The organism is Verrucomicrobiota bacterium, assembly GCA_016871535.1.
Classification (GTDB): domain Bacteria; phylum Verrucomicrobiota; class Verrucomicrobiia; order Limisphaerales; family SIBE01; genus VHCZ01.
This window is the reverse complement of sequence record VHCZ01000185.1, coordinates 1-12277: the sequence shown is the minus strand read 5'-3', so window position 1 is coordinate 12277 and position 12277 is coordinate 1. Positions and strand designations below refer to the sequence as shown.

Genomic DNA, 12277 nt, shown 5'->3' with positions numbered 1-12277 from the left:
GCAACGATATTTTTCCAGCATGCCGCCTTAAAAGGCGGCGATTAGGTCGTCCAATCAACGTTCGGCAAATCCAACAATCGCGCGCTCGACAATGCCGACGCAACAGTTAGGCTAAGGTCATGGATACTGAGCTTCCCCCCCTTTTCAAACCACGGGGCGCAGAAAATGGGGGGGAAGCTCATGAATTTCAAGACCGTTGGGTCCAGCCAGACCGACCGAACGAAATGGTCGGGATCGTCCACGCACACCCACAGGTTTGGCCGGAACGTTTTGACCGAGTTGTTCAAGCCCATCGTCAACACGCCCGGCGCATGCAAAAGTGAATAATTCACAGAAGCGAATGAAGGCCCACTTGCGATGAGAAATGCCGAACGATCTCGGTACAAGCCCTCCAGCCAGAGTGGTCGCTGATCCGCGGTAAGGAATACTGGCATTTGCCGGAGGAAATTCCCTTCGGGCATCTGCTCATCGTGGCTATCGTTCGGCGGCGCGCTGGGCGACTCCACGAGAACATCCTCACGCTTCACGACCATTATTCCCCCGATATCTTTTAGCCTGATTGTGCGTCCCCCTCATTATGAGCTTCCACACTTTGTTCCCGTGAATCACTTATTTCCCCGGCTGGCGCGCTTCAGGACCGAGAATATCTCTCAGGACAATAGTAATCTGGAATTCCCGTTGTTCCCGCTTTAGCGTCAGCTTAAGCGACATGCCCGCCGGACGTTCCCAGAAACGGCTAAGTGGCATTACTCGAGGGTCCGTACGCCATTTGGTAACGTCGAGATCATCAGCTTTCAGAAGAGCATCCTTGTCGCGGATTCCGGCCAAGTGCGCCGGACTTCCGGGTGCAACGTGCGCCAGGAGCGGTTCGCTTTGCATATCACGAGGCACGAACACGGCGCCAAGCCGATTGTGGGGATACGGCGGGGCCGGCTCCGCCCGTGTATGAGCATAGACGACGCCATTCTTCCCATCGACCACCAAGTCCATCCTTCGCAAGGCAAACAGTCCCAAAGTCGCCACGTGATCCGGCATCACTGTCAGCGTGTGAGCTTCGTCTTCTGAGCTAACAGGAACGTCTTTCAAAGTAATTGAACCGATTGAGATTTCATTTGCCCATAGTTCCTGGTGAACGGTCAGTCCAACCGCAGGAGTAAAAGTTGCCGTCAATGTCGCCGTTTGATTGCTGTGTTTCGCGGCCCAATCCTTCCAAAGTGAAGGATGAAGCGCAACGCCACCCTCCGAACCAGTGTCCACATAGACAGAATTCTGCCGAGCATCCTCGCCAGCCACTCTAAACCCGAGCATCCGACTATTGATGCGAAGCTCGAACTTTCGCCAGCCAACTACGTTCTCGCGCAGATCATCCCCAATCTGAACGCGTTGATTAACCGCATCGATTGACAATATCTTGTCTCTGAACAGAGACCAGCTCAGCACTCCTTCTGCCTCGTTGGAAAGTTCCTGCGGGAAATCAACTACTCGGAACTTCCCTCGCGTTTGGAGCGTTCCAAAAACGAAATCGCAAGGTTCCGTGTAGCCTGCGGCAACTTGCCCTGGCGGTGGTTTGAAGTCAGTGGGTGGTTCGATGATCTTAAGCCTTAGCCGTTGCGCCGTGCTCCGAAACAATATGGGATCGGAAGCGCCAGTATCGAAGCCCAAGCGAACTCGGTGGCCATTAATTGTCCCATCCACCCAAATTCGGTTCTCGGCCCCGCGGAGCGTCAAGCCAAAGCAACAACACAGGACAAGGAAGAGGTTCATCATAACAACTCGCATTCCTAAATTATTGGTTCAGACCTGAAGGTCAGCAATCTTGACGCGCCCACCAAGACACAAACCAATGCGTACTTTCTATTCTTAACTTCAAACTCCAGAAATCCCTGAAACCCGTCGCGCGCGAAAAGTTCAGTTGTGCACTCGAAAAATACGTTAGGATAGCATCACCCGCAACTCTCCCGATTCCTCGCAGCAGCCACATCATGACCGCTGCGAGTACGGGCACCGTCCAGATTCGTTTAGGAGTAGCACACGGCACGCCGCATTTTGGAGCTCAAAGGCACTCGCTCAACCGCCGCGGACCGCCGCAAATCTGCCGACAACCGTGCCTTGCTGGACCTGGTGCTGGATGATGCCAATCGTCTCCGCCACCGCCTGGGCCGCGACGACCAGTTCAAACTCGATGAGTATTTGGATTCAGTTCGCGACGTGGAAAGGCGTTTGGAATTCTTCGCTAAGCCCGATCCGCGCGAGTGGCGCCCTTCGGCTCAACCGGGCGAAGAACTCGCGGCTCCGGCGGGCGCGCCGGGCGATCACCAGCAGCACGTCCGTTTGATGCTCGATTTGATCGCGCTGGCTTTCCAAACCGATTCCACGCGGATCAGCACGTTCATGTTCGCGAACGACGTTTCGGGCAAAAACTTTTCGGCGTTGATTCCCGGCGTGCGCGGCGGCCACCACGAATACAGCCATCACCAGAACAAGCCCGAGAAATACGAGCCGTACTCGAAGATCAACCGCTGGCATTGCGAGCAGCTTGCTTATTTGTTGAACAAACTCCGCTCAGTGCAGGAAGGAGAACGGACGTTGCTGGATAACTCGATGATTTTCTTCGGCTCCAGCTTTTCCGACGGCAATCGCCACGACCCGAACAATCTTCCCGTGATCCTGGCCGGACGCGCGGGTGGAAAGCTCGACACAGGCCGGCACATCGCCAGCCCGAAAGGCACGTTGCTCTGCAATCTCTACGTTCCGATGCTCGAACGAATGGGCACACCGGTGGAAGCGTTTGGGGATAGCACCGGAGCGTTGGAGATTGGGTAGAATGAGATGAGGTTGGGAGTATTGGAGCGTTGGAGTAATGGAGTGTTGAAACCTCAATGCTCAACCACTCCAACCTTTGTTCAAGCCAGTCCGCAGGAGCGTCGCTCCGCCAGAAATGGATTGCGGTGAGCTGAGGTGATCGATCAAGTCCGCGCGGTTGTTGGCGGACGGAAGGAACCGGGCGCAAACTTGACCCCGGCAAAAACATCGCCGAGCGCAAGCGTCACTTCGAGAGAAGGGAGATGGATCGTGGCTTCCAAGCCAACCGCATCGCGCAAGATCCAGCTTCCGTCCTTCTGACGTGAGAATTGCTCGATGCGCGGTTCTTTCTGGCTGATCAGCAGATATTCCAACAGCGACGGCATCTGCCGGTAGTTCTCGAACTTTTTGCCCCGGTCATAGGCCTCCGTGGAATCGGACAACACCTCGCCGACGAGCGTCGGATTCACGACCGTGTCGTCCGTGCCTTCCGCAAACTGCAACGGACCACAGATCACCGAGAAGTCCGGATACGTCAGCAGGCCGCTTGCTTCCACCTTGAGACGCAGATCGCTTGTATAGACCACCCAGGGACGGCCGGAAAGCTGGTTGCCGAGGACACGAATCGCATTCGCGGCGATTTGACTGTGTGGCGGTGTGCCTCCGGACATGGCAAAAATCTCACCATCGAAGAACTCGCTCTTGTAGTCCGCCAGGCGCTCGCGTTCGAAGTACTCAGCCTCGGTCAGCCGATGAATCGGTTCGGGCACACCCATAACGGTCCTCAGTCTAAAGAGCATCTTCGGGAAAGCAAGCAGGGCGGGCGAGTGCACAGAATCTCTCGCTCGTAGAGCAGTGGGTCCGGTGCCTTCAAATCCGAAATTCGAATTTCGAAATCCGAAACAAGTTCCAAACGGAGAAGTGGCAAATTCAACACCGCAGTCGCTGATCTGTGTGTTTCGCATTTTTGCGATTTTACATTGAGGCGGTCTTCGCTTAGACAAGGACGCCTCATGAAAACCCCGCCTTTCGCTTGCCCTGTCACAGTGATTTCTGCAACCGACGCCCCGCGCTCGGCGCGTCCCTGGCCCGCCATCACGCCGCGAAGGGGAATGAACGCGCGGGCAAAAGCGTTTCGTGGAATTCTCGGCTTTTGTCTGAGCGCTCTGCTCGCCTCGCCTGTTGCCCGGGGAGGCGAAACCACGCTCCTCATCGATCACCCCCTGTCGCCGCCGTCGTGGGCCTTGCTCGAACGCGAGTTGCTCCGCGCCAACACCGCCGCGTGCCAGGAATTCTTCGCCAAGTATTTCGACGAACGCGGCTACCTTCGCTGCGTCGAGCGCTGGGGCGGTGACGACGGCCCCGACGACGCCATTGAGAACTGCAACGATTGGCCGATCCTGCACGCGCTCGGCGCGGCGGAGGCCGTTCTGCACATGTACAAGAAGGCGTGGGAAGGCCATCTTCGCCAATACACCGCGGCGAAGACCGTTGAGGTTCCGTTCGCGCGCGACGGGATGTATTACAAGGAATTCCCCGTCATGTTCGACTGGCAGCACAACGGCGAAGGCCTGACGGTCTTTGCGTTGCAGGGTTTGTCCGATCCGAACGACCGCGATTTTCAACAGCGCACGCGGCGTTTTGCCGGGTTTTACATGAACGAAGATCCCGGCGCGCCGAATTACGATCCGCGGCACAAAATCATCCGCAGCCTGTTCAACGGCAGCCGCGGGCCGCTGCTCCGCAAAGCTACGGCTCTGGACTGGACCGGAGATCCCATTGAAGTGGAAAACCGCTTCCACCTCGGCCACGGCGAGCGCAATTACAAGGAGATGCTCATGCACTTTGAGACCTACACGCATATCGTCGGCGACCACCCTTTGAATCTCCTGGCCACGTCGCTGGCCATGAATGCCTTCATGCTGACCGGCCAAGAGAAATACAAGAAATGGCTGCTCGAATACGTGGATGCCTGGCGCGAACGCATGATCGCCAACGGCAATATCATTCCCTCGAACGTCGGGTTGGACGGAAAAATCGGCGGCGAGTGCGACGGCAAATGGTATGGCGGCACGTACGGCTGGGCGTTCACCTGCGTCGTCCCGCAGAACGGACGAATCGATCATCGCAACCGCACTTACTGGGGCAGCGTCGGCTTCCTCAACGCCTACGCGCTCACGGGTGACGACCGTTACCTGGACGTGTGGCGCAAGCAGACCGACGCGATCAACGCCCAGAAGAAAATCATCGACGGACGCGCCATGTATCCGCGCATGCACGGCGACCAGGGCTGGTACGCTTACGAGCCGGCGCCGTACAGCTTCAACGCGCTGGAAATTTATTATTTGTCGATGCGCGACAGCGATCGCGAACGCGTGCCGCGCAACGCCTGGCTGGATTATCTGGCGGGGAAGAATCCGGGCTACGCGGAACAAGCGTTGCGCAGTGATTTGTCGCGCGTTCGCCAGCGGGTGACAGGCATGCGCGAGGACCCCACCACGCCGGACACGCGCCTGGCCGATGATCCGATGAAGTTCAATCCGGCCAGTGTCAGCTCATTGATCGAACTGATGCTGGGCGGAATTCATCCCGGCCATCGGGCGGCGATTCTGAACTGCCGGCTGCGCTACTTCGACCCAATGCACCGCCGGGCCGGGATTCCGGAAGATGTCGCCGCGCTGGTCACCAAACTCACGGCCGATGCGGTTGAACTCACTCTCGTCAACGTGAATCAGGTCGAGGCGCGCACGATGATCGTCCAGGCCGGAGGTTACGCCGAACATCAGTTCACGTCTGTCACGATGAACGGGAAAGACACCACGGTGAACGATTCCGTTTTTACAGTGAGTCTTGCGCCGGGCGCCGGGAGTCGGCTCGCGATGAGGATGAAGCGCTACGTCAACGCGCCCACGATGCGCTTTCCGTGGGACAGGAGGTGAGCGTTCACCAATCCGGCGCATCTCTATTTCCAACGGAAGCCCTTCCCTCCTCTTGAACGTGGTAGGGCATCGCTGCCGCGATGCCGAAGTCATCGTGAGAACATTCTTTAACCACGGATTTCGCGGATTTCGCGGATGGGGACGGGTTGTATCGGCGTCATCCGCGTTATCCGTGGTTGAATCAGGTTCGTGGGAAGCTGCCTTGGCCAAGAATCCATGCCCACGGCCCATGAACCGAAGACCGTGCGGACCGCAGCCTTCAGGCTGCTTCGGCGCACTCTCCGGAGTCGAGCGTTGAAGGGGCCTAAAGGCCACGGCCCGGAGGGAACGGTTCATGGGAAGTTTCCTTGGCCAAGAATCCATGCCCATGGCCCATGAACCGAAAACCGTGCGGACCGCAGCCTCAGGCTGCTTCCATGCACTCTCCGCAGTCGAGCGTTGAAGCGGCCTGAAGGTTGCGGTCCGAGGAGACAGTTCATGGGAAGGAAGAACGCCACTGAAAACAGCGAGGAACTCGCTTTGCTCGTGGCGAACTACCTCCTACTCGCGGTGCTTGAGTCTGCCTACGATGAACCAGTAGGAAAGTTGTCCTGCCGCGATCATGAGCGCCGCAACCACGAACGCCGGCGTGTAGGAACCGGTCATCTGTATCAAGAAGCCCGTAATGATCGGCGCAATGATTCCCGCCAGGTTGCCGACGAAATTGTAAATGCCGACGTACATCCCGACCTGTTCCGGCGGCGCGCAGTCTTGAAGGATGACCAGTTGGTTGGCCGTGGACAGGCCGACCAGACACCCGCCCATGATCAGGACCAAAGTCATTTCCGCGGTGCTGGCGTACGCCGCGGGAATCAGCAGCAGTCCGGTGAGGAAGGAGGCGCTGATGATGCCCTTGCGCGTCAGGGTCGGATCATAGCCGGCGCGAATCATCCGGTCCGCAATCCAGCCCCCCAGCGGCTGGCAGACGCCGAACACCAGGAACGGCAGCGATGAGTAAAAGCCTGCCTTGAGAATGGTGAGTTTGCGGACGGTGAACAGGTAATCCGGCAGCCAGGTCAGGAGCAGATACCAGTAGTAGTCGAAACAGAAGAAGCCCAGGAGTACCCCTAGCATATCTTTGTTGCGAAGCGCGGTGCCGAGATTCTGCCAGAACACCCCGCTGGAAGCCGACGGTTCGGGGACTTTGACGCGCGCCAGTTCGGGAGCCTGATCGTCGCGGCGTTTTCCAGCGCCTCGAATGAAGCTCGCCAGAAGGCCCACTACCGCGCCCACCAGAGCGTAATTGCAGCTGGTCACGGTCGCGGCGATCCAGGGAGTCGCGGAACGCGACTGGAGCACGCCGCCCGTCATCTGGCTTAGAAATCCCAGATAGCCCAACACGGTGAGAAGACCGATGAGCCCGCCCACAATCGCGCCATTGGCCGCCAGCACTTGGGTCACCCGTCCGCCCGGCAAGATCGCTATATGGCTGCTTCGAATGCGTGCCGGGAAAATCCAGAACCAGGGAATGAGCCAGAGCAGCGCAGCAAAGCCGACAAAGGCAAACGTCGCCCGCCAGCCGAACTGATCCAACATCCAGGGCAAAATCAGGCCTTCCAGCACCAGTCCCGTGCGCGTGCCAAAATCGAACAAGCCGCACGGGAAGCCGCGCTCGGAGATTGGAAAGAAAAGGCTGACCACCTTGGTGCCGCCGACCAGATAAATGGCTTCGCCAATGCCCAGAATGATGCGAAAGAACACCAACAGCGCCAGGCTGCCCGCAAAACCGGTCAAGCCTTGCGCGACCGACCACAAGGTCAACGCCCCGGCGTAAAGCCAGCGCAAGTTGAACCGATCCGCGCAGGTGCCCAGCGGGATTTGCATCAGCGCGTACGACCAGAAGAACGCCGAAAGCAAAAACCCCTTGGCCTCGGGGCCGAGATTCAGGTCCTTCGAAATCAGCGGGAGCGCAAAGGAGATGGTCGCCCGGTCGAAGTAATTGATGAGCGACGCCAGGAAGAGCAACTCGACGATCACCCAGCGGCGCGTGTTGGAGACTCGCAACACGGCCGCGCCGGCCGAATCGCTCCCGATGGTCGGAGTACCCTGAGCGCTCATCGGCATTTCACCCCAATCAACCTGTTTAACTCATCTAACATTTCTAACTGTGTAACGGAGTCTCGGTGTCTCGCTGCCACGCTGCAACGTCCGCCGCGCTATTTGAGCAACGCCTTGAATCCCGCCTGTTCAAAGTGCGGATCCCCGGTCAAGGCTTCGGAGATGCGTTCCTCTTTCATGGCAACGAAGGACACGCAGTCCGTGAGCGTCCACTCTTTGTCCGCGTGACGCGAGTAAAGGTTAATGCCGGCTTCGAGCAGCTCGCGGGACGGGACGATGATTTCCATTTCGGGATCATCCTTCAACGCGTTCAGAAATTCGATGACACCGGTGCGATTGGGAATGCGCGCCAATCCGTCGGCGACTTCATTGATAATCCAGGCGGTGGTCACGAGCCGCTGGCCGGGCTGCGCGCACGCGGCCCTGGCGCGTTCATGGGCCTCGTCGTTTGCGTTCAGCAAGGCGAGAAAGAAAAACGTGTCGGCAAAGAGAGTTTTCATCGCTTCGGCGCTCCGTGGATGTAGTGGTCGTGGTTCCGGGCGAAGTCGCGCGGAAGATCGCGCAGGATTCCGGCGAACTTCAACAAGCGTTCCTGAATCGCCGGCATCCCGGATGGCAACTCCGGAATGTTCACTTCCAACTGCAAACCTTCTGGGAGTTTGACGTGAGGAGGCAACACGATGGCTCCTTTGATTACTTTGCCGGTGAAGGTCATTGTACACCGCTGGTTGTTGGGAGCCGCGTTCTCGCTGGAGCTCTAAGTGGAGCAGCCGCATCGGCTCACAGATTTCGCACAGTCTGCAACGCGCGGGCGGCGTGCGCAACCTTCATTTCAACCCGGTTCAACGCGACGCGCCCGGTTCAGTCCGGTAGGGCAGACCTGCCGGTCTGCTGCCCTGTCCGCTGACTGACGCAGCGGTGCTCTCGAAGGACTCGCAGACGCAGACTTGACGTGCGGTTTCCAAGAGAAGGCGGAGCGGCAGCTCCGCCCTACCGGACGCCGTGTCAAGCTGCGGCCCATGAACCGGGGCGCCGGTCTCCGACTCGGCACGCGTCAGTGCGGCTTGAGAATCGCGCCGGAGCGGAGACCGGCGCTCCGAGGTTCATGGGCAGAATTGCTGCTTCAACCCAAGCCGCACAAGCCGCGCCGAACGGCTTTGCTTCCGGCACATTCCATGAGATAAATCCGCATGCCTTTCGTGAAACTCGATGAGCTTCAAGCCAAACAGACTTTTCCCGGATTCAAAGTGCGCTTTGTTCACTCCGCGACCATGACTCTCGCCCACTGGGACATCGAAGCCGGAGCGGTACTGCCGGTGCACTCGCATCCGCACGAGCAAGTGGCGAACGTCATCGCCGGGGAATTTGAGTTGACGATCAACGGCGAAACTCAGCGGTTGGGGCCGGGGTCGGTCGGGATCATTCCCTCCCATGCCGTTCACTCAGGGCGCGCCGTGACGCGATGCCACATCATCGACGCCTTTTATCCGATTCGGGAGGACTACCGGTAGGACGAAAGGGGGGATTGGAGTTGTGGAGCGCTGGAGTGTTGGCTGCTCCTTACACGCAATTCTTCCGTTTAGAATCCCAACGGGATTCCGGCCGCAAAGTGGCGCCAACGCACACCTCCGGCCAGACTCCAACGGGTTTGACCGATCGGTCATTGCAATCTCAGTTCGACGTCGGGAGACACAGGAATAGAGCCGCAGTTTTCTTCCAAAACGTCGAAGCTCCCGAAATCGGGAGTCCGGTAAGTGTCGGCACGCTTACAGCGGCGGGCCGCAGTTGGTGACCGGACTACAGATTCTGGACGTGAGCGATCCTGTCAGTCCGAAGCGCGTCGGCGGAACTGCGGCCGGAAATGTGCTGAGTGTGGCGGTGTCCGGCAACCGCGCCTACGTCGCCGCAGGATTACGCGGCCTGCAGGTAATCGACATCGGTGATCCCACCCAACCGCAAGCCATGGGCGAATTGGCCACGGGAGGCAACGCCACAGGAATTGCTGTTTCTGGCAGCCTGGCCTACGTCGCCGCGTCTCAGGGCGGTTTGAAGGTTATCGATGTGAGCGCTCCTGAGGCGCCTCTATTGATTGGATCTTATCGAGGCCGCGCCGCGGCGTACTCGGTCGCAATTTCCGGCGCGCACGCCTTCGTAACGGCGCGCGAATCTGGATTGGAAATCATCGACATCAAAGATCCCACAAATCCGCAGCAGGTGGGCGTCTTGGATACGATCGGCCACGCCATGTCTGTGTCCGTTTCGGGAGACTATGCTTATGTTGCGGACTATCGAGGCGGTCTTCAGGTCATCGACATTCGTGATCGACGCGCACCACAAGCCGTCGCCGCATTCCCGACGAGCAGCTATTCGCTGCACGTAGCGATTTCCGGCAAGACCGCTTACGTGGCCGACGGCGAGGCCGGCCTCGAAGTCATCGACGTTTCCGCGGCAACGAATCCTCAGCGGATCGCCAGCCTCAAGACAGACGGCTCCGTTACCGGCGTTGCCGTCGAAGGAAAGCACGCCTATCTCGCCGTGGGCGACACCGGCCTGCAAGTGGTGGATGTCAGTGATCCTGCCCGGACGTTGCAAGTAGCCACCCTCGACACGCCGGGCCGCGCCAACCACGTGGTGGTCTCCAACGGTTACGCCTTCATTGCGGATGGCGATGCCGGATTGGAGCTGGTCAACGTGGTTGACCCGGCAAATCCAAAACGAACCGGATCGTTCGACACGCCTGGTTCCGCTCAACACGTCGCGCTGAATGCCTCTTACGCGTATGTCGCAGACGGAGCGGCTGGCCTCATTATCCTTGATGTCAGCACACCGGCAAGCCCACGACGCGTTGGCGCTTGTGACACGGACGGTTTTGCCAGAAAGGCCATGATCTCCGGCAAGTACGCCTATGTGAGCGATGACCGCGCCGGTCTGCAAATTATCGACGTCAGCAATCCGTCAAATCCGGTCAAAGTCGGCAGCTACGACACGCCAGGCTCGACTTTCAGCGTGGCTGTTTCCGGAAATTACGCCTACCTCGCAGACTCTGCCGTAACTCCAGAGCCCAGAAACGCCTCGCCGATTCTCCGCTCGTTCATCGGAGCGCAATCGGACGAAGCGCGAAACCGGCCGCCGTTCCCTTGATCTTGCTCGTGCAGCACACGTAACAGAACTCATAAACGCGATCTCGAGCGAGCTGTTCGAGATTGTGGAATTCGCCGATGTGCACGCCCTGCTGGATCAGGAGGTAATTGTGAACCGGCATGAACGACTTGTATTTCGCGCGGTACGCGGCGGTATCTTCGGGCTTTGGATTGTACTCGAGACCGCTGGTGTCGCTCCCGATCATCATGGCGCCTTGCTGTTCGACCAGCCATTTGGCCGTCTCGAGGTTGATGCCGGCTGAATCGTGCTCTTTGATCAGCCCTCTCTCGTCGTTGCCCGTCTCGCCCCAGTGCCGCAACGTGCCGGTGCGGATCAGGACAACGTCCCCGCGTTTCAACACCGTTTTCTGGTTGCGCAAAGCGCCCTGCAAATCATCGACGGTAATGATGTAGCTGGAAGGCAAAGCCTCCATTCCTTTATAGCCCGCGACATCAATCAGAACCCCGCGCGCAATGATCGGCGGAATGGTGGTCGCGTCGCATTTGCGCACGCCCCAATTGCCGCCCCAGTCCCTTTCCCGGAAACCGTTGTACCAATGGTCGTCCTCGCCTTCGGTGGCGTGGCCGAGACCGTCGATTTGCGTCGCCACGTTGTCATTCATGAACAAAGCGGAGCTGTGCCAGGCCGTTTTGGTGGGGTTGTCGTTGACGAGCGCTGGAAGGTCGCCCTGCCGTTTGACGCCTTCCGGCGTGCGGAACGAAATGATTTCGCCGGGGCTGTGGCCGGGCCATTTGTAAGAGGTGCGGTCGTAGGTCACGCCCAGATCATAGACCTTGCCCTGGGTCGCAAGCCGCAGCGCCGCCAACCGCGAGGCGTCGGTCATTTCGTTGAGCGAGCCGACTTCATCGTTCGGTCCCCAGACCCAACCCCAGCCTTTGCCTGGTTGCCATTTTTGGAGTTTCGGCGCCTCGGCGGCACGGGCCGGCGGCAATTCGGCGGCGAACACGAGAGAAATACCGGCGAGTAAAAGAATTCGGGACGGAGAGTCTGGTTTCATGCGGCAAATACGCTGACGAGCGGAATCAGTGTCAAGTTGGAAATCCGGACGGTTGGGCAGTAGCTTCGAACCGCGAACGAATACAACGCGGAAGCCGCAACCAAATTAACCACGGATGCGCCGTTCCCTTAGTGGTCCATTTCATAAATACGCTCACGTTCGCGGCAAGGGATTTTTCGGCCAGACGAGGCGCGAGCGACGAGCATATCCCGAAGTGGATCTGTAAGGAGCAAGCAACGAAGTCTGGCGAAAAAGAACTGCCGCCCTTCGGGTTGCGCCG

Annotated in this window: 10 protein-coding genes; 4 read left to right on the top strand and 6 right to left on the bottom strand. The window is 58.7% G+C overall.

The window, feature by feature from the left end; translation table 11 throughout:
• Positions 1 to 41: 41 nt before the first annotated feature.
• Together FJ398_19945 and FJ398_19940 are read right to left on the bottom strand one after the other, a co-directional pair.
• On the bottom strand, positions 42 to 332 hold the full coding sequence (locus FJ398_19945; protein ID MBM3840193.1) for a hypothetical protein: 291 nt from the start codon (positions 330 to 332) through the stop codon (positions 42 to 44).
• Between the two features lie 277 nt (positions 333 to 609).
• Positions 610 to 1779, bottom strand: coding sequence for a PDZ domain-containing protein (locus tag FJ398_19940; protein MBM3840192.1), 1170 nt, complete (start codon positions 1777 to 1779; stop codon positions 610 to 612).
• Between the two features lie 264 nt (positions 1780 to 2043).
• On the opposite strand from FJ398_19940, the gene FJ398_19935 reads away from it, so the two are divergent.
• On the top strand, positions 2044 to 2823 hold the full coding sequence (locus FJ398_19935; protein ID MBM3840191.1) for a DUF1552 domain-containing protein: 780 nt from the start codon (positions 2044 to 2046) through the stop codon (positions 2821 to 2823).
• 143 nt (positions 2824 to 2966) lie between these two features.
• On the opposite strand, the gene FJ398_19930 is transcribed toward FJ398_19935, so the two are convergent.
• Positions 2967 to 3578, bottom strand: coding sequence for a Uma2 family endonuclease (locus FJ398_19930; protein MBM3840190.1), 612 nt, complete (start codon positions 3576 to 3578; stop codon positions 2967 to 2969).
• A 390-nt stretch (positions 3579 to 3968) separates the two neighbouring features.
• Between FJ398_19930 and FJ398_19925 the strand changes: the two genes are divergently transcribed.
• Complete coding sequence (locus FJ398_19925) at positions 3969 to 5741, top strand: hypothetical protein (protein ID MBM3840189.1); 1773 nt, start codon at positions 3969 to 3971, stop codon at positions 5739 to 5741.
• A gap of 540 nt (positions 5742 to 6281) precedes the next feature.
• On the opposite strand, the gene FJ398_19920 is transcribed toward FJ398_19925, so the two are convergent.
• The gene (locus FJ398_19920; GenBank protein ID MBM3840188.1) at positions 6282 to 7844 is read right to left on the bottom strand and encodes an MFS transporter; all 1563 of its coding nucleotides are present in this window, start codon (positions 7842 to 7844) and stop codon (positions 6282 to 6284) included.
• A 92-nt stretch (positions 7845 to 7936) separates the two neighbouring features.
• Positions 7937 to 8614 (bottom strand): type II toxin-antitoxin system VapC family toxin, encoded by a 678-nt coding sequence (locus FJ398_19915; GenBank protein MBM3840187.1) that lies wholly within the window; start codon positions 8612 to 8614, stop codon positions 7937 to 7939.
• Positions 8615 to 9028: 414 nt separating this feature from the next.
• Here FJ398_19915 and FJ398_19910 point away from each other — a divergent pair, with 414 nt between their 5' ends.
• Positions 9029 to 9349 (top strand): cupin domain-containing protein, encoded by a 321-nt coding sequence (locus FJ398_19910; GenBank protein MBM3840186.1) that lies wholly within the window; start codon positions 9029 to 9031, stop codon positions 9347 to 9349.
• A gap of 274 nt (positions 9350 to 9623) precedes the next feature.
• Complete coding sequence (locus FJ398_19905) at positions 9624 to 10979, top strand: hypothetical protein (GenBank protein MBM3840185.1); 1356 nt, start codon at positions 9624 to 9626, stop codon at positions 10977 to 10979.
• On the opposite strand, the gene FJ398_19900 is transcribed toward FJ398_19905, so the two are convergent.
• Entirely contained in the window at positions 10930 to 11997 is a 1068-nt protein-coding gene (locus FJ398_19900; GenBank protein MBM3840184.1) for a cyclase family protein, read from the bottom strand. The genes FJ398_19905 and FJ398_19900 overlap by 50 nt on opposite strands.
• Positions 11998 to 12277 lie beyond the last annotated feature (280 nt).

Bases quoted from the DNA above. Each gene is read 5' to 3' on its own strand.
- FJ398_19940 (MBM3840192.1), bottom strand. From the start codon at position 1,779: ATGCGAGTTGTTATGATGAACCTCTTCCTTGTCCTGTGTTGTTGCTTT.
- FJ398_19930 (MBM3840190.1), bottom strand. From the start codon at position 3,578: ATGGGTGTGCCCGAACCGATTCATCGGCTGACCGAGGCTGAGTACTTC.
- FJ398_19920 (MBM3840188.1), bottom strand. From the start codon at position 7,844: ATGCCGATGAGCGCTCAGGGTACTCCGACCATCGGGAGCGATTCGGCC.
- FJ398_19915 (MBM3840187.1), bottom strand. From the start codon at position 8,614: ATGCGGCTGCTCCACTTAGAGCTCCAGCGAGAACGCGGCTCCCAACAA.
- FJ398_19910 (MBM3840186.1), top strand. From the start codon at position 9,029: ATGCCTTTCGTGAAACTCGATGAGCTTCAAGCCAAACAGACTTTTCCC.
- FJ398_19900 (MBM3840184.1), bottom strand. From the start codon at position 11,997: ATGAAACCAGACTCTCCGTCCCGAATTCTTTTACTCGCCGGTATTTCT.